32 protein-coding genes and 2 pseudogenes are annotated in these 26,069 nt (G+C 59.6%); 30 read left to right on the forward strand and 4 right to left on the reverse strand.

The features are described 5' to 3' along the window. Nucleotides 1–155: 155 nt before the first annotated feature. The 17 genes from AB1555_15575 to AB1555_15655 all read left to right on the forward strand — a co-directional run bounded on the left by AB1555_15575 (nt 156) and on the right by AB1555_15655 (nt 15,624). Nucleotides 156–839 carry a DDE-type integrase/transposase/recombinase gene (locus AB1555_15575; protein ID MEW6248113.1) on the forward strand — a complete coding sequence of 228 codons (684 nt, stop codon included), beginning with the start codon at nt 156–158 and terminating at the stop codon, nt 837–839. Between the two features lie 1,047 nt (nt 840–1,886). Then, entirely contained in the window at nt 1,887–2,321 is a 435-nt protein-coding gene (locus AB1555_15580) for a hypothetical protein (GenBank protein MEW6248114.1), read from the forward strand. A 612-nt stretch (nt 2,322–2,933) separates the two neighbouring features. Then, on the forward strand, nt 2,934–3,422 hold the full coding sequence (locus AB1555_15585; protein MEW6248115.1) for a Fur family transcriptional regulator: 489 nt from the start codon (nt 2,934–2,936) through the stop codon (nt 3,420–3,422). Between the two features lie 86 nt (nt 3,423–3,508). Then, nucleotides 3,509–3,934 carry a rubrerythrin family protein gene (locus tag AB1555_15590; protein MEW6248116.1) on the forward strand — a complete coding sequence of 142 codons (426 nt, stop codon included), beginning with the start codon at nt 3,509–3,511 and terminating at the stop codon, nt 3,932–3,934. A 46-nt stretch (nt 3,935–3,980) separates the two neighbouring features. Continuing rightward, entirely contained in the window at nt 3,981–5,249 is a 1,269-nt protein-coding gene (locus tag AB1555_15595; protein ID MEW6248117.1) for a heterodisulfide reductase-related iron-sulfur binding cluster, read from the forward strand. A 15-nt stretch (nt 5,250–5,264) separates the two neighbouring features. After that, on the forward strand, nt 5,265–5,846 hold the full coding sequence (locus AB1555_15600) for a DUF3501 family protein (protein ID MEW6248118.1): 582 nt from the start codon (nt 5,265–5,267) through the stop codon (nt 5,844–5,846). A gap of 60 nt (nt 5,847–5,906) precedes the next feature. After that, nucleotides 5,907–8,111 (forward strand): catalase/peroxidase HPI, encoded by a 2,205-nt coding sequence (katG, locus tag AB1555_15605; GenBank protein MEW6248119.1) that lies wholly within the window; start codon nt 5,907–5,909, stop codon nt 8,109–8,111. A 283-nt stretch (nt 8,112–8,394) separates the two neighbouring features. Continuing rightward, complete coding sequence (locus AB1555_15610; protein MEW6248120.1) at nt 8,395–9,786, forward strand: sigma 54-interacting transcriptional regulator; 1,392 nt, start codon at nt 8,395–8,397, stop codon at nt 9,784–9,786. Nucleotides 9,787–9,977: 191 nt separating this feature from the next. Continuing rightward, nucleotides 9,978–11,174 (forward strand): MBL fold metallo-hydrolase, encoded by a 1,197-nt coding sequence (locus AB1555_15615; GenBank protein MEW6248121.1) that lies wholly within the window; start codon nt 9,978–9,980, stop codon nt 11,172–11,174. Next, nucleotides 11,128–11,409 (forward strand): rhodanese-like domain-containing protein, encoded by a 282-nt coding sequence (locus AB1555_15620; GenBank protein ID MEW6248122.1) that lies wholly within the window; start codon nt 11,128–11,130, stop codon nt 11,407–11,409. Before AB1555_15615 ends, AB1555_15620 begins: the two co-directional genes overlap by 47 nt. A 60-nt stretch (nt 11,410–11,469) precedes the next feature. Then, a complete protein-coding gene (locus AB1555_15625) occupies nt 11,470–12,051 on the forward strand; it encodes a hypothetical protein (GenBank protein MEW6248123.1) in 582 nt (193 codons plus the stop codon). Between the two features lie 115 nt (nt 12,052–12,166). Continuing rightward, a complete protein-coding gene (locus AB1555_15630; protein ID MEW6248124.1) occupies nt 12,167–12,433 on the forward strand; it encodes a DUF2892 domain-containing protein in 267 nt (88 codons plus the stop codon). Nucleotides 12,434–12,657: 224 nt separating this feature from the next. After that, on the forward strand, nt 12,658–13,119 hold the full coding sequence (locus tag AB1555_15635; GenBank protein MEW6248125.1) for a cytochrome-c peroxidase: 462 nt from the start codon (nt 12,658–12,660) through the stop codon (nt 13,117–13,119). Between the two features lie 61 nt (nt 13,120–13,180). After that, nucleotides 13,181–13,408, forward strand: a complete 228-nt coding sequence (locus tag AB1555_15640) for a hypothetical protein (protein ID MEW6248126.1) — start codon at nt 13,181–13,183, stop codon at nt 13,406–13,408. Between the two features lie 87 nt (nt 13,409–13,495). Continuing rightward, the gene (locus AB1555_15645; GenBank protein MEW6248127.1) at nt 13,496–14,011 is read left to right on the forward strand and encodes a DUF1264 domain-containing protein; all 516 of its coding nucleotides are present in this window, start codon (nt 13,496–13,498) and stop codon (nt 14,009–14,011) included. Nucleotides 14,012–14,132: 121 nt separating this feature from the next. After that, entirely contained in the window at nt 14,133–14,612 is a 480-nt protein-coding gene (locus tag AB1555_15650) for a c-type cytochrome (GenBank protein ID MEW6248128.1), read from the forward strand. A gap of 10 nt (nt 14,613–14,622) precedes the next feature. After that, nucleotides 14,623–15,624, forward strand: a complete 1,002-nt coding sequence (locus AB1555_15655; GenBank protein MEW6248129.1) for a hypothetical protein — start codon at nt 14,623–14,625, stop codon at nt 15,622–15,624. A gap of 57 nt (nt 15,625–15,681) precedes the next feature. Here the strand turns inward: AB1555_15655 and AB1555_15660 are convergent, their stop codons facing one another. Continuing rightward, on the reverse strand, nt 15,682–16,509 hold the full coding sequence (locus tag AB1555_15660; GenBank protein ID MEW6248130.1) for an IS1595 family transposase: 828 nt from the start codon (nt 16,507–16,509) through the stop codon (nt 15,682–15,684). 274 nt (nt 16,510–16,783) lie between these two features. Between AB1555_15660 and AB1555_15665 the strand changes: the two genes are divergently transcribed. The 5 genes and pseudogenes from AB1555_15665 (at nt 16,784) to AB1555_15685 (ending at nt 19,648) form a co-directional block, all read left to right on the forward strand. Beyond that, a complete protein-coding gene (locus AB1555_15665) occupies nt 16,784–17,392 on the forward strand; it encodes a superoxide dismutase family protein (protein MEW6248131.1) in 609 nt (202 codons plus the stop codon). Between the two features lie 3 nt (nt 17,393–17,395). Continuing rightward, nucleotides 17,396–17,938 (forward strand): c-type cytochrome, encoded by a 543-nt coding sequence (locus AB1555_15670; GenBank protein ID MEW6248132.1) that lies wholly within the window; start codon nt 17,396–17,398, stop codon nt 17,936–17,938. A gap of 26 nt (nt 17,939–17,964) precedes the next feature. After that, nucleotides 17,965–18,432 (forward strand): hypothetical protein, encoded by a 468-nt coding sequence (locus tag AB1555_15675; GenBank protein ID MEW6248133.1) that lies wholly within the window; start codon nt 17,965–17,967, stop codon nt 18,430–18,432. 84 nt (nt 18,433–18,516) lie between these two features. Then, nucleotides 18,517–18,888 carry a cytochrome c gene (locus AB1555_15680; GenBank protein MEW6248134.1) on the forward strand — a complete coding sequence of 124 codons (372 nt, stop codon included), beginning with the start codon at nt 18,517–18,519 and terminating at the stop codon, nt 18,886–18,888. Between the two features lie 279 nt (nt 18,889–19,167). Then, nucleotides 19,168–19,648 (forward strand): annotated as a pseudogene (locus AB1555_15685) (Hsp20/alpha crystallin family protein). A gap of 72 nt (nt 19,649–19,720) precedes the next feature. On the opposite strand, the gene AB1555_15690 reads toward AB1555_15685, so the two are convergent. Beyond that, on the reverse strand, nt 19,721–20,014 hold the full coding sequence (locus AB1555_15690) for a hypothetical protein (GenBank protein ID MEW6248135.1): 294 nt from the start codon (nt 20,012–20,014) through the stop codon (nt 19,721–19,723). A 16-nt stretch (nt 20,015–20,030) separates the two neighbouring features. Between AB1555_15690 and AB1555_15695 the strand changes: the two genes are divergently transcribed. The 8 genes and pseudogenes from AB1555_15695 to AB1555_15730 all read left to right on the forward strand — a co-directional run bounded on the left by AB1555_15695 (nt 20,031) and on the right by AB1555_15730 (nt 23,735). After that, a complete protein-coding gene (locus AB1555_15695) occupies nt 20,031–20,675 on the forward strand; it encodes an FAD-dependent oxidoreductase (protein ID MEW6248136.1) in 645 nt (214 codons plus the stop codon). 36 nt (nt 20,676–20,711) lie between these two features. Further along, complete coding sequence (locus AB1555_15700; protein MEW6248137.1) at nt 20,712–21,038, forward strand: hypothetical protein; 327 nt, start codon at nt 20,712–20,714, stop codon at nt 21,036–21,038. Nucleotides 21,039–21,088: 50 nt separating this feature from the next. Next, on the forward strand, nt 21,089–21,373 hold the full coding sequence (locus tag AB1555_15705; GenBank protein ID MEW6248138.1) for a thioredoxin family protein: 285 nt from the start codon (nt 21,089–21,091) through the stop codon (nt 21,371–21,373). 111 nt (nt 21,374–21,484) lie between these two features. Beyond that, nucleotides 21,485–22,021, forward strand: a complete 537-nt coding sequence (locus tag AB1555_15710) for a hypothetical protein (protein MEW6248139.1) — start codon at nt 21,485–21,487, stop codon at nt 22,019–22,021. Nucleotides 22,022–22,106: 85 nt separating this feature from the next. Next, nucleotides 22,107–22,421 (forward strand): DUF3365 domain-containing protein, encoded by a 315-nt coding sequence (locus tag AB1555_15715; GenBank protein ID MEW6248140.1) that lies wholly within the window; start codon nt 22,107–22,109, stop codon nt 22,419–22,421. A 16-nt stretch (nt 22,422–22,437) separates the two neighbouring features. Continuing rightward, nucleotides 22,438–22,572 (forward strand): annotated as a pseudogene (locus tag AB1555_15720) (thioredoxin family protein). Between the two features lie 214 nt (nt 22,573–22,786). Continuing rightward, entirely contained in the window at nt 22,787–23,326 is a 540-nt protein-coding gene (locus AB1555_15725) for a DNA polymerase ligase N-terminal domain-containing protein (protein MEW6248141.1), read from the forward strand. 130 nt (nt 23,327–23,456) lie between these two features. Continuing rightward, entirely contained in the window at nt 23,457–23,735 is a 279-nt protein-coding gene (locus tag AB1555_15730; protein MEW6248142.1) for a hypothetical protein, read from the forward strand. Nucleotides 23,736–24,293: 558 nt separating this feature from the next. Here the strand turns inward: AB1555_15730 and AB1555_15735 are convergent. After that, nucleotides 24,294–24,734, reverse strand: a complete 441-nt coding sequence (locus tag AB1555_15735; GenBank protein MEW6248143.1) for a hypothetical protein — start codon at nt 24,732–24,734, stop codon at nt 24,294–24,296. A gap of 156 nt (nt 24,735–24,890) precedes the next feature. After that, entirely contained in the window at nt 24,891–26,054 is a 1,164-nt protein-coding gene (locus AB1555_15740) for a hypothetical protein (protein ID MEW6248144.1), read from the reverse strand. Between the last annotated feature and the right edge of the window lie 15 nt (nt 26,055–26,069).

The raw sequence follows: 26,069 nt of genomic DNA on the forward strand, positions 1-26,069 counted from the left end.
GCCCAGCAAACGGAGTGTGACGCGCGGCTCCAACCTGAGAACGCCTGGCTGAAAAAGTTGGTCGAGGAGCTCCCGCTGGAGCTCAAAACAAGCGACGAAGAGGCCTAGCCAGGAGCGGGCACCGCTCGCCGACGGTCGACCAGCGCCATGCGCCGGTGCTGGTACGAATCGAGGCGCTGAACGCGGAGCAGCCGTTTGGGGGCTCTCACCGGCTGGGGGCGCACCTGCCTTGTGCGGACGGGCTGGCCGTCAACAAGAAGCGCCTCATGCGGCTGATCCGAGCGCAGGGCTGGATCGTGACAGGCAATCCCCGGTGGAAGGCGACCCGGACGCCGATGCGCAGTCAGCCGGGGCCCACGGCTCCGAATCGGTGGTGGGAGATGGATATGACCACGGTGATGGTGAAGCCGGTCGGCTGGGTCTACCTCGTCCTGGTGTTGGACTGGTACACGAAACAGATCGTGGGGTCTTCTGCCGGCCTCCAAGCCAAGACATCGCGCTGGCTGGCCGCGTTGGCAATGGCAGTGCAGCGCCCGTTCCCCAACGGAAGCCGCGATCAGGAGCGGCACCGCATGAGTGATACCGGCTGTACGCCCCCGGCCGTCGCGTTCATGAAGGCCTGTGCGACGCTCGGCCCCACGCCCGCCTTCACGCGCGACTACACCCGGAGGAGAACGCGGAGACGGAACGGCTCATGCGCACGCTCAAGGAAACGCTGCGTTGGCTCCGTGACCGGACCAGCCGGCCACAATTGGAGCAGGCGCTCGGGACCTGGATCGCAGGTCCAACACGCGGTATTGGCATTCCGCACTCGGGGATCGGACACCGTGTCAGATTGAACAACCACCACTCAGCCACAGCACTCAGTTCGTGGCCGCTCGACAAATGGGGAGCAGTACATGATCTCCTCGCGCTTCATGACCACACCTCCAGCCGATGCCGATCACGCTCACCTTGTGGGTTCCGCTGAGCCATTCGTTCCCGCAACAATCGAGGCCGGAGCCGCGGCGACCACGACCGGCTCCCGAGCCCTCGCGTTCTCGGCCACGCAGAGCTGCCGATTCGGCGCGTGAGTGCTGTCCGGCAATTCCACATAAAGGCGGGCAAGAGCGGTGAGCACTGGCCTGATTCGGAATCACGGTCGGTTGAGTTCTCCAGAGACTGTTGAGCAGTTTCCGTCACGTTGGAACAAGCCATCACGCCACCTCAAATAAAAAAGGCGCCAGAGCAACAGCTTCGAGAAGGAAATATCCCTCTCGAAACTAGTGCTGGCGCCTTTGCCAGGTTAAGGGGACTGTCTACCTCGTCCAGCCCCCAAGGATGAGTTCTACGACAACTCGAATGTATTGCCCAGCCAGGCAGCTTCGCCTGACCTTGTGTAGACAATCGGGAGAGAAACTCGTCAGGATCGGGTCACCTGATAGTCCTGAAACAGGCGAGACCCTGTAAAAATTCCATCGATCAAGATACTCAATCATGACTCGCTCTATGCAATGAATTTGTAAGAGGAACATCCCACTCCGTGCTCGGTGTGAGTTTCAGGTGCATCGAAGCTGAAGTGGAAGGTATTGAGCCCCATTGCCTTACGGGAACGAGTCTCTTCCTGATCAGCGAGGATTCTCACATGATTGATGAGGGAGGAACATTAATCACTGGGGAGAAATGGGAATTTTCGTGGATGGCCCAAGATGGTAGGAGTCCCCGGTGCAGGGGATAGTGACATGGGGAATTGTGTAACTATCTAATAAGGTGAAAGAAAATTGGATCGAGTAGGAAGAGAACTCTGAACGAAAAATTTTCTGTAGCGGGTCTTGACAAGAATGAGCTTCTCGGCTATAAATAGTATCGATTACTGAATGAGAACAATTATTAAATAGGAGGTAATAATGGTTATGGTGAAGAAGATGTTGGCCCTTGCACTTCTTGGCATTGGACTTTGGGCCAATCCTAGCTTGGCTCATGAAGCTCATGCCGTCAATGAGACAAGGGATGTCATGTCAACAGCAGCTCAGCAGTTCAGTAGCGCTGGTGAAGCGACAGCACATGAATCTTTGGTCCATGGTCCGGCCGTCCATGATCACGAGGCCTCGCTTGTCGATACCTGTCCTCAATTGGCGGCTAAGGCGGAGAGCGATGGATTGCGGGAATGCGTCGGTGTCCTGACCCATCAAATGAGCGACCTGTTACGGCTCATCATGAACCTGTCAGAAGCCTTGGCAGAATCCCAGAACCAGTTGATGCGGAGAAATCATGAGTCGCAAAGCCGACCTATCATTCAGAGTGCGTCGCCTCGATCATACATTGGGAATGAGATGCAATGACGGTGAGTAGGGTAAGGAGCTCGCTTGGACCAGAAAGACGGCGGCCGGTTCTTATGGGCCGCTTAAAAGGAAAGGAGGCTACATATGAATCACGTTCGATCTACAGACCGTATGCGGCAAGTGTGGCCCGGTCGCTTCATCATCGCTGTCGCGATCGTGGGGCTGGGATTTCCAGCAGTATCAGGAACGGCTGAGGCGTTCGAGGTTTCTCTTCCCGAGAATTGCGCTCGAGAGACCACTGAACTTAACCGGTGGCCCTTGCGCACCCAGGATTTGGCCGGATGTCCTGAGAGGGGCAACGGGCAGCTTGTCCTTCAGACAACCGGTTTCCGCAGGGAGGCCGAAGAATCGGCTCTGAACCGGTGGCCCTATACGTTTAAAGCTGAGCAGATCGAGTCTGCCAAGGCTCTCGTTTACGATGGTCGGGAACATCCCACGATATCGAGACGGACCGAGCCGGACCTCAATATGTGGCCATTGTGGCCCAAATCGTAACCAGCGGGGCTCGGCGTGGAGCTTGCGGCCCATGCTGAGCCCGCTGAGGACACAAGCAGGAATAAATTGAGGATGATTCCTGTTTAGGAACCAAGTAAAGACGCGGGGCGTACTCCTATGAAGACCGTTCGCGACCTCACACCGGTACGTTTGCAGCAGCGATTTCAGGAGAAAGGGCTCAAGCTCACACCTCAGCGATTGGCCATCTATCAGATGCTGATGAATACCGAAGCGCATCCCACCGCCGATGATATTTATCATGCCGTTAAACAAACCTTTCCCATGCTTTCGCTCAACACCGTCTACTACACGTTGACTGCACTCAAGGAGGCGGGGTTGATCTGGGAAGTGCCGGTCGAGCATGCGAGTTCACGCTACGATGCCAATATGGATCAACACCATCATCTCGTGTGTGTGAGGTGTGGGAAGATCGAAGACCTGTACGACGAGACCTTGGATCATCTACGGCCGTCGGCCGCGCATCAGCGGGGCTTCGATATTCGCACGCATCGGGTGGAGTTTCGCGGGTATTGCGAACCGTGTCGAGCGAGGTGGGGAGGCGAACGAGACGTCGAGTTCGAGAACAGGAACATGTCGCAAACGTGAGAAACTGACTTGTGGAGTTTCGTGCAGCGGCTTCCAAGTCGGCACGCCAGACGAGGGACCGTTCACCATCAAAGGAGGAGTGAATCATGGGAAAGAGCCTGAAGGGGACCAAGAGCTTCGAGAATCTTAAAGAGGCCTTCGCCGGGGAGTCGCAGGCGAATCGGCGGTATCTGTACTTTGCGCGGCGCGCGGATATCGAAGGCTATCCGGACGTGGGCGGGTTGTTCCGGGACACCTCCGAGGCGGAGACGGGACACGCCTTCGGACATTTGGATTTTCTGAAAGACGTTGGTGACCCGGTAACGGGGGTGCCGATCGGCAATACGGAAGCCAATCTGAAATCGGCGATCGAAGGCGAAACCTATGAGTATACTCAGATGTATCCGGGCATGGCCAAAACGGCGCGTGACGAAGGCTTTCCGGAATTGGCTGAATGGTTCGAAACATTGGCCAAGGCAGAACGTTCGCATGCCAACAGATTCAAGAAGGGACTGGAGACACTGAAAGTGTAGTAACGCCGAGCCGTTCGGGACCGGGAGATGATCCGGTGAGGAGAGGATGAAAGGGGTCGACCTGGCAGGTGACCGGATAGACCGCGCGGCGGTCGAAAAGGAAACGCTCCGCATCTTCGATATCTGCGACGGGTGCCGGAGATGCATCAATCTGTGTCCGTCGTTCAACACCCTGCTTGATCGGCTGGACGTTGTGGACAGTGACGTCCACAAGTTGACAGCCGACGATACGCGCCGGATCGTCGACGAATGCTATTACTGTAAGCTCTGTTTTAACCATTGTCCCTACACGCCGCCGCACCAGTTCGATCTTGACTTTCCCAGGCTGATGGTGATGTGGAAACGCATTTACGCCGAGGCACGCACTCCGCCGTTGCGTGATCGACTCCTCGTCCGGACAGACATCATTGGGCGTGTCGGAACGTTGCTCGCGCCTGTGGTGAACTGGGCCAATCGCAATCCCTTCCTGCGCCGGGTGATGCACGCTGCGCTCGGGATCCATCGCGAGCGCCGGCTCCTTCCCTTCCAATCGGAAACGTTTCCCCGCTGGTGGGCCAGGTCCCATGCAACCAGCGCACCTTCGGGCTCGACGTCCGGCCCCAAGGTCGCCTTGTTTCCGACCTGTACGGTGAATTACCACTGCACCGAAATCGGCCGGGCTACCGTGCAGGTCCTGAAAAAGAACGGGGTCGAGGTGATCGTTCCGGATGGGCAACAGTGCTGCGGGATGCCGTTTTTCGACACTGGCGACGTCGCGACGATCAAGCGGATGGCCGAGACCAACCTGCGTGCGTTGGAGCCATGGGTCCGCCGGGGTTACGACGTCATTGCACCGGTGCCCAGTTGCAGCCTGATGCTGAAGCGGGAATATCCGGACCTGCTCAAGACCGACATCGCCCGATCGGTGAGTGCCCGTACGTTTGATATCTGTGAGTATCTCGTGGCGCTGAAACGGCAAGGGAAGTTGAACATGGACTTTGTACGGCGTCCGCTTAAGATCGCCTATCAGATTCCCTGCCATCTCCGGGATCAAAACATCGGCTTCAAATCCAAGGAATTGATGGAGTTGACCGGAGCCACGGTGGAGGTGATCGAGCGATGTGCGGGACATGATGGAACCTGGGGAGTTAAAGCGGAGTTCTTCGAGCTGTCCATGAAAATCGCCAATAAAGTGGTGCGCCAGGTCAAGGAAGCTCAGGCAGATCTCGTCGCGTCCGATTGTCCGCTGGCGGCTCTGCAGATCGATCAAGCCGGTCAGGCCGGTCGCCCCACCCTGCACCCGATCCAGATTATCAAGCAAGCGTATGGATTATGAACGAAGGTGATTGCGATGCAACCGTTGACGGTTCAAGACCTGAAGCCTCTCGACGAATACGAACAGACCCGTGAGGAGGTGCGCCGATGGACGATCGCGCTCAAGCGCAGCCGGCGGATCGCGGTCGGAGAGTGCATCACGCTCGTCTTCGAGAACCGGGAGACGATCTGGTTTCAGATTCAGGAAATGATCCGCGCCGAGAAAATCACGGACGTTGAGAAGGTTGAGGCCGAAGTCGAGACCTATAACGAACTGATCCCGGCTCCCGGCGAGCTCAGCGCCACGCTGATGATCGAAATCACGGACAAATCCAGAGTGAAGGAGATCCTCGATCGGCTGCAAGGCCTGGATCGGGAGAAGACCGTCTGGTTGCGCATCGGTCCGCACATGATCTACGGGGTGTTTGAAGCAGGACGGAGTCAAGAAGAGAAAATCAGCGCCGTCCATTTTGTTCGGTTTCGTGTTCCGGACCGGGCGAAGACGGACTTGCAGAATCTTCAGACGCGGGTCGACCTGGGAATCAGTCACCCCAACTATTACGCGACAGTTCCCGTTCCCGACGACATGCGGTTTGCGCTCTTGAACGACCTGGAGTGATCTCCCCTCGGGACCCCGAGTTCCGGGCGTGCCGAGTCACACAACAAAGGCGGAAACGTTATGAACGAAGATGGCAAGTGCCCGGTCACGGGCGGAGCAAATTTACAAGCAACCGGGAGAGGCCTATCGAACCGCGACTGGTGGCCCAATCAGCTGAACCTGAAAATCCTGCACCAGTACGCCCCGGCGACGAACCCGATGGGGACGTCGTTCAACTACGCCGACGAATTCAAGAAGCTCGACTTCAAGGCCCTGAAGCAGGACCTCTACGCGCTGATGACGGACTCGCAGGACTGGTGGCCGGCGGACTATGGCCACTACGGGCCGCTGTTCATCCGCATGGCGTGGCATGCCGCCGGCACCTACCGAGTGGGCGACGGCCGCGGCGGCGCCGGCCTCGGCCAGCAGCGCTTCGCGCCCACGAACAGTTGGCCCGACAACGTCAACCTCGACAAGGCGCGCCGGCTGCTCTGGCCGATCAAGAAGAAGTACGGCGACAAGATTTCCTGGGCCGACCTGATCGTGCTGGCCGGCAACTGCGCGCTGGAGTCGATGGGCTTCAAGACCTTCGGCTTCGGCGGAGGGCGCGCCGATGTCTACGAGGCCGACGAGTCGGTCTATTGGGGCTCGGAGACCGAGTGGCTCGCCGACCGGCGCGGTGGAACGAAGCCCGACTTCGAAAACCCGCTTGCCGCGGTTCAAATGGGCCTGATCTACGTCAACCCGGAAGGTCCGGGCGGCAAGCCAGACCCGCTCGCTTCTGCCAAGATGGTGCGGGAAACCTTCGCGCGGATGGCGATGAACGACTACGAGACCGTGGCGCTTATCTGCGGCGGCCACACCTTCGGCAAATGCCACGGCGCAGGTGACCCGCGCCTGGTCGGACCCGCGCCAGAGGCCGCCGACATCGAGGACCAGGGTCTCGGCTGGATCAGCAAGCATGGTTCCGGCAAAGGCGGTGATCAGATCGGTAGCGGCCTGGAAGGCTCGTGGACGCCCACGCCGACGAAGTGGGACATGAGCTATCTCGACATGCTGTTTGGCAACGAGTGGGTTCCGACGCGCAGCCCTGCAGGTGCTTCGCAGTGGACGCCGAAACAGAAGACCGAGAAAAACCTGGCGCCGGCCGCCCATGACCCGACCAAGCGCGTGTCGATCATCATGACCGACGCCGACATGGCGATGCGCTACGATCCCGAGTACGAAAAGATCGCACGCCACTTCCACAAGAACCCGGAAGAATTCGCCGACGCCTTCGCGCGCGCCTGGTTCAAGCTCACGCACCGCGACATGGGCCCCAAGGCGCGTTATCTCGGCCCGGAGGTGCCTGAGGCAGACCTGATGTGGCAGGACCCGATCCCCGCCGTCGATCATAAGCTGGTGAACGACGAGGACATCGCGGCGCTCAAGGCCAGGGTGCTGGCCTCCGGTCTTTCGGTGTCCGAGCTCGTCTACACCGCGTGGTCGTCGGCCGCGAGCTTTCGGGGTTCGGATAAGCGCGGCGGCGCTAACGGTGCGCGCATACGCCTCGCGCCGATGAAGGACTGGGAGGTCAATCAGCCGGCGCAACTGGCCAAGGTGCTCGCCAGGCTCGAAGCGATCCAGGGCGAGTTCAACAAGGCGGCCGGTGGCGGCAAGAGGGTGTCGCTCGCTGACCTGATCGTGCTGGCCGGTTGCGCCGCGGTCGAACAGGCGGCGAAGAACGCCGGCGTCAGCGTCACCGTGCCGTTTGCACCGGGGCGCATGGACGCCACGGCGGAGCAGACCGACGCCGCCTCGTTCGCGGTGCTCGAACCGATCGCCGACGGCTTCCGCAACTACCGAAGCGGCAAGTACCCGGAGATCAAGTCCGAGCACTTCTTGGTGGACCGGGCGCAACTCCTGACCCTCTCCGCACCGGAGATGACGGTGCTCGTCGGGGGGCTGCGCGTGCTGGGCGCGAACTACAACGGCAGCAAGCACGGGGTGTTCACCGAGCGGCCGGGCGTGCTGACGAACGACTTCTTCGTCAACCTGCTCGATATGGGCAACGAGTGGAGACTGATGTCCGACGACAAGGAGTTGTTCGAGGTGCGCGACCGCAAGACCGGCAAGATCAAGTGGACCGCCACCCGCGTGGATCTGGTGTTTGGCTCGAACTCCCAGTTGCGCGCGATCGCGGAGGTCTACGGGCAGGACGATGCTCGGGAGAAGTTCGTGCGCGACTTCGTGGCGGCCTGGGGCAAAGTGATGAACCTGGATCGATTCGACCTCGCCAGATCATAACCATCCTCGATCTTCTTAGCCGGTTCAGCGGACGGCGCACAGCCGTCCACTGAACCGGGCGATGGCCTTGTAGTAAACCTCTCCAGAGGACCCATCGCAGCATCTCCGCCGGGTCCCGCGACTTGACGGTGTTCGTCACGACTTTGCAGTTTCTGGAGGCGCCCCAGACCCCTCTCTCCGAAGCCCTGCGGATTGCTCGCTGGGGAATCCAACCGGTGCGGATCACGGCGGATCCGTAGTATGATATCCCGCCGAGGAAACCGACGGTGGCTGTGAGCATCTGATGGAACTGGATTTCCGCAAGAATCCGAGTATTCTCGCGACGATGGTTGATGCCATGGCGGACGGTGTCTTTACAGTCGATGCGAAGGGGAACATCGTGGCCTGGAGTGCTGGCGCCGAGCGGATTACCGGGTATCGCAGCGAGGAGCTGGTCGGTCAGCCGGCGCACGTTCTGGAGGGACCGAGCTGCAAGGGGTTCTCCACTGTCACCGACCTGCTCAGCAATCCGTCCTCAGCCCCTGCCGGCATTTGTCACCAGGAATGTAAGATCCTCAGCCGAAGCGGACAGGAACTCTACCTGCATGGGAACGTGCGCCTGCTGACCGATGAGGAAGGGACCGTGGTCGGTGCCATCGGGACGTTCAGCGACCTCACCTCGTTCGTGCTGAACAATGAACGGATTTCTCTGCTTGAAAAGCATGCCCGGAGTCGCCAGACGTTCGAGCGGCTGGTGGGGAAAAGCTCGGCCATGCAGGAAGTGTTTCGCCGTGTTCGGTTGGCCGCGGAGAGCGAGGTTCCGGTGCTCGTCACTGGTGAGTCCGGGACTGGCAAGGAACTCGTGGCCGGAGCCATTCATTCACTCAGCGGCCGCAAGGCCGGACCGTTCCTGGCGATCAATTGCTCGGCCATCCCGGAGACGCTCTTGGAAAGCGAGTTGTTCGGCCATGTGAAGGGCGCGTTTACGGGCGCGACCAAGGACAAGCTGGGCATGTTCCAAGCGGCGAACGGCGGAACCCTCTTCCTCGACGAAGTCGGCGACACGAGCCCGCTGCTCCAGCTCAAGCTCCTCCGGGTGCTGCAGGAGCGGGAGGTCCGGCGGGTCGGCGAGGAACGTCCGATCAAGGTGGATGTCCGGTTGGTCGCGGCCACGAATCGGGATCTAAAGCAATTAATCCGGTCCGGGGCGATGCGGGAAGATTTCTACTATCGGATTCGCGTCTTTGAAATCAGGCTGCCACCCCTGCGCGAGCGTCGTGAGGATATCCCGCTCCTGGTGGATCATTTCATGACTGAATGCGCGCGGGACTACGGCAAGGCCGTCAAGGGAATCGCGCGTGATGCGCTCAAGGCCCTCGTGCAGTATTGCTGGCCCGGCAACGTGCGCGAACTCAAACATGCCATCGAGTACGCGTTCGTGACGGTCGGAGGCGATCGCCTGACCCTGCTTGATTTCCCGCCGGAGATCCGGCAACCCGCTGAACCGTCCACGCCCGTGAAGGATTCACGGGCCCGACCTGAGCCGAACGAAGCCGAGCGGGCTCGGATCCTCAAAGCCCTGAATCAGGCGAACGGCAGTCGTCTCAAGGCGGCCAGACTCCTCGGTTACAGCCGTGTGACCCTCTGGAAGAAACTTCGCCGCCTGGGCATTCCCACCGAATCCTTCCGACGTTAATCCGTTAAGTTAACACGTTAACATTCTGGAGTTAACAGCGGGCGACTGCTTCCAACGCTCAGGAGTGCCTGAGTCCGAAAAAGTCATAACGTGACAACAACGTCTGTGTGTCAGTCGTTGTGAGCCTGCTTTTGGCATTCTTGTTGCTGAATCCTTCTTCGTGCGACATCACTCTGAAAAGTTGGAAGTGGATGGCAGAAAGGAGCGACTTCATAATCTTTAAACCCTATTACCTCGACTGTTTGGCTCACGCGTCCTATTTGATCGGTGATGAAGCCACGAAACTGGCAGCGGTGATCGATCCGCAGCGCGATATTGACCACTATGTGAACGATGCAGAAGCGATAGGACTCCATATTCGTTACGTCTTTCTCACCCACTTTCATGCCGATTTTCTCGCCGGGCACCTGGAGCTCCGGGAACGGACCGGCGCCGAGATCTACCTCGGCGCCAAGGCGCAGGCGGAGTACGCGTTCTTCCCGGTGGAGGATGGGGATGTCGTGGAGTTCGGGCAAGTCCGTTTCCACGTTCTGGAGACCCCCGGGCATACGCTCGAGGCGATCTCCATCCTCCTCTACGACTTGGCCAGGGACGACAGGAAACCTTACGCGGTCTTCACCGGCGACACCCTGTTCATCGGGGACGTCGGCCGGCCCGATTTGATGGTCTCGCAGGGCGTCTCTGCCGATGAGCTGGCCGGATGGCTGTACGACTCACTCCACACGAAGCTGCTCGCCCTTCCCGATGACACGCTGGTCTATCCCTCCCACGGAGCTGGCTCGATGTGCGGCAGGAATCTCAGCGAAAAGCGAGTCTCCACGATCGGAACGCAACGCCGGCACAACTATGCACTGCAGCCCATGAACAAAGCCGCCTTCGTCAAACTGGTGACCACGAACCAGCCCGAAGCGCCGCAGTACTTCCGCCATGCGGCAGAGTTCAATCGGCTGGCTTACCCAATCCTGGAGCAGGCGGTGGCGGCGCTCAAGCCGCTCAGCGTGGAGGTGGTCCTGGAGGCACAGCGGAACGGCGTGCAGCTTTTGGATGTCCGCGAGCCGGCCGACTTCGCCGGGGCGCATCTTTGCAGCAGCCTGAATATCGCGCTGGGCGGAAGGTTCGCCACGCGGGCCGCACGTGGGCCGGCAGCCTGCTGGACAAGTCGACACCGATTGTCCTCATCGCCGACCGGGGCGGGAGCAAGAAGCGGCCATACGGCTCGGCCGAATCGGATACGACCGTGTGCTGGGGTATCTGGCGGGAGGGATGAGCGCGCTGACAAACAGGCCGGAGCTGATCGGACAGACGAAACGGGTCACCGGCGGGGCGCTTGCGGAACTACTCATGAGCCGCCAGCCGCTCCTCGTGCTGGACGTGCGCACCGAGGGTGAATGGCAGGCGGGACATATCGAGGGCAGTGTGAAGATTCCCCTCACTCAGCTTCGGGCTCGCGCCTCGGAGTTACACCAGAGCCGGCCGATCGTGGTCAGTTGCCAAAGTGGATATCGGTCTTCCATCGCTACGAGTCTGCTGGCCCGAGAGGGGATGGCCGACGTGATCGACCTTGTTGGGGGATATGAAGCCTGGGCAAAAACCTGGGGGAGGCGGAAGAAGATTGCGACGTGAGGCGGAACGTGTGGGAGGAGCCGCAGACAGGATCCTAGAACAAACCAAGGAGCATCCATCATGAAGATAGATCGGAGGGCAATCGGAATGCTGGGAGTCGGCGCCTTGATGATATCTGCGGCCGCATGGCTGGCCATGCCGGCAACGGCTGCCGCAGGCGCGAAGGACGACAAGCTGATCGAGCAGGCAGAAACGCAGTTGACGATCGCCCTGAAGCTAGCGGAGCAGTCGCTGGCTCCGCACAAAGTCGGTTCGGGATGGACCCGCATGCACATGCAGCAGGTCATCAATGTGCTGCAAGGCGAGCAAGGGCCGGATTTCAAAGCCAAGGTCGAAAATCCGGGTGATGGGCATGGAGCAGTAACCTACCTGAAAGCTGCCCAGGATGCGCTGGCGAATGACCAGATCAGTCCCGAGGTCAAGGAAGCCTTGTCGCATACGATGGCCTATCTGGAAGAAGCGACGGAGCATGCCAAGCGATCGATCAAGGGCGCGAACGTCGCGGAAGTGCACGGCCACGCCCGCTTGGCTGTGGGGATGTTGATGGCGGCGCTGGGATCTGCCGAGTCGACGTCGCCGGTCACAGGCGGCTTGCGGTATGTCCGATCGGCTTTGGTCAAGACGAGCATGCCTGCTAAGTAAGCGAATACTCGTCGAAGCCGCTAGCACAGGAGTGTGGTGCATCCAAGGCAGGCCAGGAGCCATCCCCTTCAGCTGTGACCGCTTAAGAACGAGAAATGGGAAAGGAGTGAGAACCATGAGAACCCAACGTGAAACGGCTTGCTATGCGACCGCTGCGGTCGAGTCCGGGAAAGGCAAGACGCAGGCTCTGTCTCTCAACCTCAATGAATGGCTACGCTTGATCGCCGGCGCGTTCGTGCTGCTCGCACTGGTCCTCGGCGCGACGGTCCATCCGTACTGGAACTATTTCGCGGCCTTCGTGGCGGTGAACCTGCTGCAGTCGGCATTCACCGGCTGGTGTCCCATGATGGCCTTTTTGCGGAAGTTGGGCGTCGAAGAGTAGAAAGACTGCCACCGGAAATCCGGGGAGTATGAGGCGGACCCCGAGAAGAGTGATCTTGGACCACCATGGGCGGTCAAGGAGAGCGTGTCATGCATGGGGACAAAGGAGAACGATGATGGATGAGAGGAGGTAGGCTTGTCTTAAGAGGTCTTGCGAGTATCGGGTTGTTGACAGCCACGTTGCAGGTGGCGGCGCCAGCAGCAGTGGGAGAGACGATTGGATCAGTGACAATCGACGGGGTCACCGTGCCTGAGATTGGTCCGCTGCCGACAGCGGTGCCGGTCCCGGCCACGAACCTCAAATACAAGGCCAAGGTGGACCTGGACAGGCAGCTCTACTTCGATGGACGGCTCTCCAAGAACGGCGCAGTCTCCTGTGCCTTCTGCCACAATCCTGGGACGGGCTTTGCCGATCCGCGCCAAACCTCGATCGGCGTGGGGGGTGGCGTCGGCGGCCGGCAAGCACCGACCGTCTACAACACGGGATTTCTTCCGTTCCAGTTCTCGGACGGCCGCGCCGGCTCGCTGGAAGGGCAGGCGATCGGACCGATCCAGAATCGGGTGGAAATGGCCGAGACGCGCGAGAACGTCGTGAAGAAACTCAGCCAACCGGTTCCACAATCTCGGGGTCCCGCAGGCCGGGCCTCAGAAGGAAGACCTTGGCCGCTACTACGTCACGCGGCATGAGAAAGGCAAAGGGGCATTCAAAACCCTGGCATTGCGCAGCATCGCCGAGACGGTGCCCTACATGCATGATGGTGGGTTCAAGACGCTGGAAGAGGTCGTGGACTTCCTCGATCAGGGAGGCGGTCAGAATCCGAATCTGAGTCCGTTCCTGAAGCCGCTCGGCCTCACCAAGGAGGAGAAGGTGGAGTTAGTGGCCTGCCTCAAAGCGCTCATCGGCGAGCCGATCAAGTTCGAAATGCAAGTTGCCGAAATGAACCGTGTGAATCCTTTTTGCGGCTTGGTGCTCTAAGGCGGTATGCCATGCGGTCGAGTTCCGCGAGAGAGGGATTCCACCGCCCTATCCTGTTCACCGTTAACCTTAACCAAGGAGGCCATAATGAGGAAATACGTATTCGTTGCCGCAATCCTCAGTGTAGTTGGAAGCATTGGGCTCACCCCAGTGCAAGGTAGTGCCGAACCGAAATCGCCGGTCGATGGATTTGATATTCATGTCCAGGCGCCGCACATGATGCATGATGGCACTCCGGGCGGGCCGTTCCACCATTACTGCAAGGGCATTTCCGACAAGATTCTCCAATGTCTGCTGTTCGAGTCCACGGATCCCAAGGCCAAACTTGTTGCGGTTGAATACTTTGTGGCCAAAGACCTGTCCAGGAAACTCCCACCGGTTCAATGGCACCGCCATTTCCATGATCACAAGGTCGAGATCGCCACTGGTCGGGTGCAAGTGCTGGACATGCCGTCCGACCAAGCGGCCAAAGTCGCCGAGGCCGCATCCAAGACGGACGGTGTTATTTATCATCTGTGGCAACAAGGCCAGGAGTTCCCCGATGGCACGGTGACCTTTCCGCAGTCCCTTGGGCACAAGTTCACCGGATACACTGAGCACTGATCTCACGGTAGCGCATATCGACTGGTGAGTGGAGAACGCCTCGTCCGACCCTCCCTCTGCGCGGGGGAGGGTCGGGGAGGGGGCTCAACATAGAAGGGAGACGGTCGTGCAAGGAATCTGTATGGATCAATCCATTCGACACTCGGCCCCGTCTGGAGGAAAGGGGCTTTCCGTTCTCCTTTCTTTTGTCGTCATCCTCGCGCTGCCATGGGCTTCCCCAGCCTGGAGCGCCGACGCGGAGGTACTGAAGGCCCGTGTGCCTCCTGATCAACTGGAGGCGGCCCGTGCGGTGACCAACCCGTTCCCCATGACCCCGGAGAATATAGAGAAGGGCAGGGCGCTGTATCACGGTAAAGCGTTTTGTGTCACTTGCCACGGACGCGATGGCAAAGGGTTGACTGATGTCGAGGGCCTGCGCGGGAAGTTGCCGCGGAACTTCACCGACAAGGCCTGGCAGAAGGCGAGGACGGACGGCGAACTGTTCTGGATTCTCCGGAATGGAAGTCCGGGAACGGATATGGCGTCGTTCATCCCGCTCGTGCTGACCGAAGATGAAGCCTGGCACGTGCTGCTCTATGTGCGATCGTTCGGTCAACCGTGACCCGTGAGACATGGGCGCGCGGGCATGCCAGCTCCTGATCGGTCTCACCGCTTTGCTTGCTGTCCCCGCCCTTGTGCAGGCCGAGGGAGCGTGGTCTTCCGTCGTCGGTGCGAAGGTGAGTTACACGACTGATGTCTTTCAGTTCTCGGCTGCTCGCCGGCTGGCGCTGGCCGAAGATCCTTCGCAGCCGACGGTCGTCCCCCTCGACAAGCCGGAAGACGTGATTTGGGAACCGTCAGTCGAGGTGACCAGGGCTTTCTCCACCTGGCTTGGACGGAACGAGGTTTCAGTCAAAGGGCATGGGTTCCTGTACACCGATAAGGCGATCTTCAACCACGGCGACTACCGCATTCAGACAAGACAGTGGCTGGGATCCGACACCTCAATCCTTTTCCGGTACCGTTACCTTCCCAATCTGTTCCTTGGTCCGAATTTCGAGCGTCGGACTGGTCAGCGACTGATGCGAGAGGAGCGGGTGACGACCCATCGGTGGCGATTCGAAGTGGACCGAGAAGTCGCAGACTCATGGCGACTGAGCGCAATCGGTCGTTACGGCATTCGGTTGTACAACGAGCCATTTGCGGAGCGCGATACCCAATTCTTTGCGATAGGCCCGCAGGTTGCCTACACACCGGTTCCCTGGGTCACGGCCACGGTGGGTTATCTCTACGAGCGCGGGCTGGCCGATGGGCGTGAGGAGCCACAGGTTCAGGACGATGTCTCGTATTACCTCCACGTGCTCTCGGTTGGCGCGGAATTCCGTCCGATCGAGCGCCTGGCGCTCAACCTGGCGTACCTGCATCTCCGAAAAACTTTCACCAGCTCCATTGCCGGCGATATCCATCTGGGACGGTTCGATACGACCCACCAGGGTCTGGTGGAGTTTCGATATCAGATTACACCCGCTACCGGGGTGTCTGTGAGCTATCAACGGACGCAGCGAAGTTCCAACGTGGTGACGAGGTCTTTTCACGACAACATCGTGTCACTTGGAGGAGAGCATCGGTTTTGAACGCGGCGTCTCGGCGGTTTCGTCACGACCTGTCACAAATTTAAAGGGATTAGACCACTAATTCGGACCAAAGTTTAGCAGTTTGTACAGGTAGTTTACGGGATCAGGATCATGGCGGTGATTGAATCGAAACTCCATCTCGCGCATGAACAGCCGGAAGTTGCGCTTGAATCCACCGTGATACAACTTGAGCCGTCGTTTGGCAAAACCCCAGAAGTTCTCGATCCCGTTGATATGGATTTTGCCGCCACCAAACGTCGATTCATGGCTGATGCGCACGTGGTGAAACCCTTCCACATCGAGCCGGTCATAGGCCCTGAAGCTGTCTGAGTACACCCAAGACTGCGGTTTCACGTGGGTCTTGATGGCGCCAAACAGCGTGGACGTGTCCAGTCGCTCGGGAAAGACCACGCGGACTTCACCAGCGCGCTTGAGCAGGTCAAATACAGGGATTTTGCCGCCTGCGCCGCGCCCCCGTTTGCCTTTACGGACGCCGCCAACGTACGACTCATCGACCTCGATTTCGCCACCGAGTTGGTCCAGATGGCGCTCGCTCTCCACCGCAATGGCTTCCCTCAGACGCCTGTAGTAGCGTTGCACCGTCTTGCGGTTGACCCCCAGGTCACGAGCAACCCGCTCGGCCGGAACCATCAGCCAGAACAGGCGTACGATCTCCTTGACCGTCTTCGCTTGCAGCCGGGCCTTGCGAAGCCGGGGCGTAGATCGGTGGCGACATACTTTGCAGCACCGACGACCATCAGCCAGCTTATCACTCCGCCGCGTACCGCATCGAGGACACTTGACAGGATGTCGCGAAATCTGTGTTGATTTCTGGAAGCCTGTTTCTCGACAGCGTCCATGCCGCCAATAACCCGGGTTTTCCATAGTCGGACCATCTTAGCTTGGTCCGAATAACTGGTCTAATCCCCGGACAAATTATCGCTACCAACGATTCGCAAGGTGCTGCGCGAGTACGCCTCGGCCGGGCGGAGCTCCACGTGGTGACACGGCGAGTACCATGTCCGACATTGTGCCTGCATGGCTCAGCAATTGCTCGCTGTGTTACCGACGGCGGCGATCGCGCCGGAGGCAGGTTGGCGCATGCCGGGTTTCCTGACGGTCAGCGGGCCCGGCTCCGCGACGAGCAAGGAGATGGCTTATGAGCGATAAAAAGGCGGCTCAGATGATTCGCCTATCTATTCGGGGCGCTATGGGCCTGATTATGATCCTCGCGCTGGCTGGCTGTGCCCGATATTACACAGGCAAGCATGACACGACGTTGCGTGCCAAGGCAACGATCGCAGGGCCGGGCATTACGGGCGAAGCCAAGCTGTACGAAGAGTACGAGGGAAGGGTGCGGATCAAGCTCAAGATGGAGGGAACGCCGGACAGTAAGCTCATTCCCGGCAGGCACGCAATCCATATCCACGAGACCGGGAATTGTGAGCCGTTTTCGGCAGCGAAGGGTCACTATGACGGAAATGTTGCTCCACAGGTGAACCCGGAAGCCAACGTGAGCCCCGGCCTCGGCAACCATCCCTACCATCTCGGCGACTTGCCGAATCTGATGGTGAACGAGGATCGCAAAGGCACGCTGTACACGATTACGAGCCGGGTGACGCTGTCCCCCGGATTGAACACGGTGTTCGATAAGGACGGCAGCGCCTTCATCATCCATGAATTCGAGAACAAATACCTGCCCGATCCTCCGACGAAAGACGCGCCGGGCGGGCCGCGCATCGCCTGCGGCGTGATCGTCAAGGAGTAGCCCGTGTCACGTGTACTTCGGCTCGTAGCCGGCGGTCTCCTCTTGGTCGCGGGGTCCGTGCAGGCGGCCGAGCGATCCATGATGCAGCCAAGGGTGTTTCCGGATGAACTGGCGGAAGCGCGAGCGCTGAAGAGCCCGCTCCCGGACTCGACGGAAGTGGTGGAGAACGGCAAAGCGCTTTACGAAGGGAAGGGGACCTGCGTCAACTGTCACGGTAAGGATGGCATGGGCAACGGTCCGGCTGCGGCGGGGCTCGATCCGTCCCCCCGCAATTTCCACCATCACGGATTCTGGCGTCATCGGACGGAAGGCGAGATTTTCTGGTCGATCAAGCACGGCATTGCAGGGACGGCGATGATTCCGTTTGGCGGCGTACTCACGGATGAGGAGATCTGGTCGATCATTTCGTACGAGCGCAGCTTCGCGGGGGACTATGGACGCGGAAGGCCCATGGGGCCACGGGAAGGAAAGGGTCACAGGGGACCACGTAAGGGGATAGGTCCGCGCGAGGGAGGATGCTGTGAACGGCCGGAATCAGCTCAGTGATGGCTGGCCGGAGGGCGGGAAGATCGATGACAGCACGCGCGATTGGAGTGACGGCATTGGTGTTGTGGGTCGTGACCGTGGCGGCGCTGGGCTGGTTCTTCATCAAGGGGTGGACCGTGTCCAGCTCGGACGGGCGCACTGAGATTCTCCTGGCACCGGCCGAGCGGGAGCAGATTCTGGCCGAGATGCGGCAACTCCTGAAAGCGGGCCATAGCGTGGTGACAGGATTGAGCAGGTCAGGCGCTGACGTGAAGGCCGCAGAACAGGCGGCGCGCGCAGCCGGAAAGATCATGGCGGCCGACACGAGTCCGGCGATCATGGCCAAGCTGCCGCTGGCCTTCAAGCAGATGGGCATGTCGATCCACCAAGACATGGACGCGCTGGCCGACGCGATCGTGCTGAAAGAAACCCCAGAACAAATCCTGCAGCGGCTCTCCAGCATGACGGCGTGCTGCACGACCTGCCATGATCTGTACCGGCTCGGAGTCAGGTAAGAGCGATGAGCTTATGAGCGGGTGAACCGCTCGCTTCCGCTGGGAGCCATGACGCTCCGGCCTTATCTAGGGGGAGGAGACGAGATGATTCGAAAGGGGCTGCTGAGCCTGTCTGTTTCGATCGGTATGGCGATCCCGACCGTGGCAGCGGGAAGCGGGTCTGTCCTTTGGGCGGGGGCATCCAAGGGCAGGCCCGAAGCCGGGAAGCCAATCTACATGGAAAGTTGCCAACATTGTCACGGGCCGCTCGGCGACGGGAAGAGCGAGATGGCTCAGTATCTCACACCGCCGCCGGCCGATCTCACGGCCAAGAAGACGCAATCCAAGAAGGACGGGCAACTGCGCAAAGTGATCATTGAGGGGGTGCCCGGCACGGCCATGAGCGCCTTCGGTGAAGCGTTCGACGACCAACAAATGGCTGATCTCCTAGCCTACATACGGTCCCGAAAACGCTGAGTGCAGGGGCTTATGCCGCTCCCCTCAGAAGTCATTGGTACCACGAAAGAATATGAGCGATGGCTCACCTATGGATGATGAAACGGCCTTATCTGAGGCTCACTCATTCTGATTCTCTCCCTCCGCTCAGGGGGAGAGGGGAGGGTGAGGTGGGGAGGGGACATTTTCAACGCACTCTTGAGGATCAGACTGTCAGCTCGCGGACGGATGAGACCCGTGCAGAAAAGGGAGTTGTCATACACATCACAACAACTCTAACCATAACAAGGAGGGATGGTCATGGCAGACTTGACACGGTGGGAACCTTTCCGGTTGCGGCGAGGGTGGGATCCGTTCAAGGAACTGGAAGACATGGAGCGACGGCTGTCGGCGTGGTTCGGGAGGCCGCTGCGCCGCCGGGAAGGCGAGGAGGAAGCTCTGACGGTGGCGGAATGGTCGCCGCTCGTGGACATCACGGAGGACGACAAGGAGTATGTCATCAAGGCCGAACTGCCGGATGATGAAAAAGGAGGACATCAAGATTACCGTCCAGGACGATGTCCTGTCCATTTCGGGAGAGCGCAAGCAGGAGAAAGAGGAGAAAGGCAAGAAGTACCATCGGATCGAGCGCGCTTATGGTTGCTTCGAGCGAAGTTTCACCTTACCTGAGGATGCGGATGGAACCAAAGTGAATGCCGAATATAAGGACGGGGTGTTGAAGGTCCACCTGCCGAAGTCTGAGAAGGCGAAACCGAAGGCGATTGAAGTCAAAGTGGGATGACCGCCGACGACACGGACATAACCACACGCAAGTAGGAGGTCCGATGGAATTCGGAAGCCTCTGTTCGATTGGTCACCCATCGAAGACGCCACGAAGCCTGACCCGTCTGCGACTTATGACCTGTTGATCCTGGGCGGCGGGCCGACGGCCATGGCGGCTGCGCTCTATGCCGCGCGTAAGATGGTCAAAACGGCGCTCCTGACCAAGGATTTCGGCGGCCAGATGATGGAGACTTCCGAGATCGACAACTACCTCGGATTTCAAATGGTGACAGGCAGGGAACTGGTCGAACGGTTTCAGCAGCACGTCCGCCATTTCCAGGTGCCGATCGGCCAGGGCGAGACAATCGAAGCCGTGACCAAACAAGACGGCGTCTTCAACCGTGGCGCTCGAAAGCGGTACGGCATTTCAGGCGCGAGCGGTGATTCTTGCGACGGGCAAACGCGAGCGCACGCTCAAGGTCCCCGGCGAAAAGGAGTTGGTGGGGAAAGGCGTCGCCTATTGCGCCACCTGCGACGCGCCGTTTTTCAAGGACAAACGGGTGGTGGTGGCTGGCGGGGCCAATTCGGCGTTCACCGCGGCGGTGGATTTGCTGAAGGCGGCCAAGGAAGTAACCCTCGTCAACTTTGCGAAGGGCTGGCAAGCCGATGAAATCCTGCAGCGCCAGGTGCGCGTGCAGCCTCATGTGAGGCTCCTCGACCATCATGCCGTGACCAGGATCGACGGAGTGCAGTCGGTCACGGGGGTGCACATCCGCGACCGGGAGACGAATCAGGAGACGACCATCCCAGCCGACGGCATTTTTGTGGAGATCAAATTGCTCCCGAATTCGGAGCCGGTCCGCTGGCTCGCCAAGTTGAATGAGGTCGGTGAAATGATTGTGGATTGCCACTGCCGCACCAATGTGCCAGGCCTGTTCGCGGCCGGCGACGTGACGACCGTGCCGCACAAGCAGATTCTCATTTCCGCAGGGAAAGGAGCGAAAGCCGCGCTGTCCGCCTATGAGTATCTCGTAGGACAACCATGAAGATGAGTCGTGTGGGATTGAGGGTGAGGAGGGCTCATGGGACTGCTCAAGGACAAGGACAAGGACAAGGACAAGGACAAGCACGCGCTCCGGAAGACCTTTGATGAATTGGCGCACGAGGTGAAGCTCGTGATGTTCACGCAAGAGGTCGAATGCGAGTCCTGCCGGCTCGTGCACGACTTACTCGCCGAAGTGGGCGCGCTTTCGAAACGCCTCGCCGTGGAGGTCCATGATTTCGTCGCTGAAGCAGCGTTGGCGCTGCAGTATCGCGTTGATAAGATTCCGGCCACGATCGTGATGGGTAATCGCGATTATGGGATTCGTCTTTACGGTGTGCCGGGCGGCTATGAGTTGCCTCGCTGATCGAAGCGATCAGGCAGGTGGGACGGCGCGATCCGTGACTCGGGCCGGAGGTGCTCTCACTGCTGGCCAAAGTGGACCGGCCTGTGCACATGCAGGTGATGGTGACGCTGACCTGTCCGTATTGCCCCGTGGCCGTGAGGACCGCCCACCGGTTTGCGATGGCGTCGGACCATATCACCGCAGACATGGTCGAGACCACCGAGTTCCCGCATCTCGCGGTCAAATACAACGTGCAGGGGGTGCCAAACACGATTATCAATGAGACGCACAGCGTCCTGGGTGCGCAGCCGGAAGTCGCTGTCGCGCAGGAAGTGCTCAAAGCGATCGGGAAGTGAGGGGAGAGGATCATGACGATTCGGCAATGGGCTGGTGTGTGTGGCGCGGCGGCATGGCTGTTCGCCGCGGCGCCTCCGGCCGATCTTGCGGCTGATGACCACGGGGTCACGATGCGCGGCCAGATGCATGGCGGCCACGATCAGGGCGAACCGGAGGAGCACAGCGCTGACTACCTGACGCATCTGCAGAAGCATGCCAAAGAGATCGGCCTGACACCGGAACAGATCGGCAAGGTCAAAGCCATGCAGCTCGACCTCAATCGAAGCCGAGCGAGAAAGGAGGCAGACATCAAGATCGCCACACTTGAGTTGCATGCGCTCTTGGAGGAGGAGGAGGAGGAGCAGGCCGACCTCTCCGCAGTTCAAGCGAAGGTTGACCAACTCGAGAAAGCAGAAGGGGCCCTCCTGCTTGCCGCAATCAAGGCCGAGCGTGATGCCATGGCGATGTTGACGCCGGAACAGCGGGAAAAAGATCGTGCCCATCGTGAACGGATGATGAGGGAAGGCAGGGGCGAGGGACAACATCGTGGTGGCATGGGTGGAATGCAGCGCGGCATGGGCACGATGGGCTGCAGCGGGGCACGCGGAGACCATGGCGGAGATGGGCCCGAAACCGAACGTCCCGGCGGGGAAGAGCATAAACATTGAAAGACGATGCAAGGGATCGGGCCCTTTCGATAGGTCCCTGACCCTGGAGCCGGTTGGAGGGGTTGCAAACATCGTTTTCGCTGGGGTGGCCGATCGTGAACGGGCTGCCGAGGAAGTGGCCGGTCTGTTCCTGAAGGAGTTGGGCGAGGGGATGACGAGGGAAATGAGCAAAAAAGGGACGGCGGAGGCGATCAAGGTCTGCGCCGAACTCGCCCCGGGTATCGCCGGCAGGCTATCTTGTGAGCATGGCTGGCGCGTGACCCGCGTGGCGACGCGGGTGCGCAATCCCTTGCTCGGGATGCCGGACGCGTGGGAGCAGAAGGTCTTGGCCGAATTCGCCGAGCGGGCGACGAAGGGGTCTGGACCGCCATGCGCCCCGCCACGCCCGGGAGGAGCTTAGGCGGACTCTCACTGGATCACCGGAGGCCGAGTCTGACGCACTGGCGGACCGGTTCGGCATCACGGACATCCCGACGCTGATGCTCTTCCAGGGGAGACGTGAGGTGGCGCGGCAGTCCGGCGCGTTAGTCCTCCAGGACATCTTGCGCTGGGTCCGCGGTCACATCGAATCCGGTGCGAGGTCTCCGTCGGTGAAGAAAGGGAGATCGATCACCTGTATCAATGACTGTAGCAATCGGCAACATGTGTCCAGGCCGAGGATACCCAGATCTCCATACTGGACACCTTCTTCTCTCCACCAAATCTCAGCATTCTGAAGACTCCCTTGGTATGTGATCTACTGCTACTCGCTTCTTGGAGGCGTCCATGCCTGGGAACAAGCGCCCGATATTCAATGTGCAGAAACACCGGGCCTCTCATTTACATTACGATTTTCGCCTCGAGATTGGCGGTGTGCTCAAGTCATGGGCGATTCCAAAAGGACCGTCCATGGATCCGACCGTCAAGCGGCTGGCCGTGGAGGTCGAGGACCATGCCGTCGGATACGCGGATTTTGAAGGCGTCATCGAGGAAGGTCACTACGGGGCCGGGCCGGTGCTGGTTTGGGATACGGGCTGGTTCGAGCTGACCGAGGAGGGTAGGGCCGCGACCGCTTCAGGAATGCTCAAGTCCGGGAAATTGGACTTCTGTTTGCATGGAAGAAGGCTTCAGGGCCGATTCACCTTGGTCCGGATGAAGGGTCGTCCGCGCCAGTGGTTGCTCATGAAACAACGTGACGAGCGCGCCCAGTCAGGCGTCGAGATCACCGAGAAATGGACGACCTCAGTTCTGACCGGCAGGACGATCGAGGATCTGGAGCAGGCCGCCGCAGCGGGGAAGCTCAAGATGTACCGGTGTGGGGGATGACGCTGTCACGATCGTTCAGGCACCCGGCAGCGCCGGTTCCTGCTGTTGCACGGAGAGGTTACCACGACGGTGGTGGTCTCTGCTCGTGGGTGACCCATGTGGGCTAACGACATGACCGGAGAGAGAAGCCGTGTCCGCCAAGGCGGACCTCAATCGGTCATCTCCCTTCCTTTCGAAAGCGTGGCTCTTGCTAGACAGTGACCGTGCCGAGAAAGCTGCCGAGCTGTCCAAGGCCCAAGGGAAGCCGGCTGCGTGGGCCGGCGAGCAGTACAACCTCGGCAATGCCTGGAGCAAGGTTCCGGAGAGGCAATTCCCGGAGAAATGGGAGCGGGCCATCACACACTACGAACAAGCGCTGCCGATCCGGACTCGGCAGAAAGACGGCGCACGCCATGCCGCGACATTGTAGAATCTGGGGGCCGCCTACCGCGAGCTGAAATCCGGCGATCGAATTGCCAACATCTGCAAAGCGATCCGCTGTTTTCATCGGGCGATACGCGCCCTGCCACGGGCGGCCGGTCCCAAGAAACGCGCTGACCTTCACAACAACTTGGGCAACGCCTACGCGTCTCCCGCGGCTGAAGACCATGAGCCCGTGCGCAATGCCGCTAGAGCCCTGCAGCACTTTGGGCGCACCCTGTTCGTTATATGTCCTTTGAACTATTCACCATATGTTCACCAAGAGGCCGGAACTGGTCGGTTTGGGCGGAACAGATCGGATGGTACGAAACGGGAACGCGCGCTGGAGGCTGCGAATCTCTTGGAGTTTGTGGAGTTTTGTTAGGGGAGGAGAGAAGCGAGAGGCGGTTTATAAGTCCGCCACGGGTAGTGGTTGTACCAATGCGGGTTCGACGGCGTCAAGGGGCGTACACCGTGTCGTCGGCACGAGTGAACGGTCGAACTTTACGATGTGTGGAAATCAATGCGTATGGGCGCGCGGTGAAGAAAATAAGGAGCCAGGAAGGGTTTATCCGATCAAGTCCGGATTCAGTCTGTTCATCGGCATGATCGCGGTGGCCTTGATCTCGTTGTACACGATGGCTCGTCCGGCCTGGCGCAGGCGACTGAATATGCCTTCGACGATCACCAGATCGCCTTCTCGTACCTCAGCTTTGCCGAGTCCGATCACTTTCAACGTGCCGGCATGGTCCTGGAGCAGGAAACCGTAAGCCGGCTGGCCTTGCCTGTTCGTCGCGAGTTGAACGTTTGTCACCTTGCCGGCGACGGTGACCACCTGGTGGTCATATTGGTCAGGATGGGAGAGAAGTTCGGCGATGTCCAGGACGTTCGCCGCACGCAGCGTGGTAGGTTGAGATACAGAAACGAAGAAGAGGAGGAAAACCGGAACGGGAAGGAACAGCCGGAGAGTCCCGCTCAGTGTCCGAACCGCCCGTCCCGCATTCTGCATGAGCGAATTATACAGGAATGAGCCGAAAAATTTCAAAATGGCAAAACCGAGCTTGTCCGGATCTTGTTTCTTCAGAATCCCGCATGGTTCGGAGACGAAAGCGACTTTGCGTTCGGCCGGCTTTGGATTTGTGATGATAAAGGCTGTTCGGGGCGGTTAGCTCCGCTCCTCTCCCATGAGACTTTTCAACACGTGTTGCCCCATTTCACCCAGTTCAAGAGGCGTCTGCTCGGTGGGAGCTTCGAGTTGCTCGATGGCCACTTTGGGCTTCGGCGCGGTTCGCGTGAGAAGTTCCTGTTCGAGCGCTTCCGGAGACATGTCGATATCCGAGAGAATCGCAGCCAGGCGTTGCAACCCGAAAAGCGAGCGGGTCGGTTCCGAGTGAACGGCGTTGGAGCTGGCTCCATGCACCAGGGAAAGCCAAAACCTTCCTTCTACCTCCTCAGGCAGGGTTCCCCAGGCGAAAGCCGCCAATTTTTCCAGCAAGGCCGACTCCGTTCTCTCCAAGCCGTCGTACACGGCTACCGACCGCTCGACGGGGCGCCGGGACAACGCCGTCAAGGTCTCTTTCCAAATATCCAGCGGAGGCGATCCCGCCTGCTGAAGCGGGGAGGTGGAGGTTTGCAACCGAGCCTGCAAGGCCTGCAGGTACTGATGCAAGTACTTCACCTTTCGACCAGCCAGGCTGCTGGCTGGAATGCCCCAGATGTGGGCGATTTCGTGATCCTGCAGTGGAGTGTGATTGGCGGTGACGTATTCCCGTTGCGACAGGTCAAGGCGTTTTCGATGTCGTTCCGCCAGTCTCACCTGGGTCTGACATTCGATGATCAGCCGTTCTTTCTGATAACCCGTTTCCGAGATTTCCTCGTTCTCCCATTTCTGCTCGAGCGCTCGGATAGCCGGCTTGGGAAGCGCGGTACGAGCCTGCTGCCGGACTTCCTTCACCGCCGTCGGACTGAGCCCGAATTTCGACGTCAACAGATGCTCGGCCCGATCAGCCTGCGATTCACAGAGCGCGCACAATTTGCGGAGACACTCCACTTGCAGCCATGTCCGTTCCCGCCGCAACCGAACCTGGCGGCGATATTGGGCGACGCGGTCCGTGACCGACTCGATCGCCTCGCGGGACATCAGGACATGAGGAGGAGCCTTGGTACCGGTCTGGCGACGGGGATCCGGTCGGTCCGCCGCCATGTATTCGATGTCTTCCTGAGTGACGTCGAAGTATTGGAGAAAAAGCAGACGCATCATGATGCGTCCCTGGATCGGCAGGGCGTCGATGACGGCTTGGACATCTTCGGCGGTAATCACGGATGCCATGGAAGAAGATATCTC

The organism is Nitrospirota bacterium (assembly GCA_040755395.1).
Classification (GTDB): Bacteria; Nitrospirota; Nitrospiria; order Nitrospirales; family Nitrospiraceae; genus DATLZU01.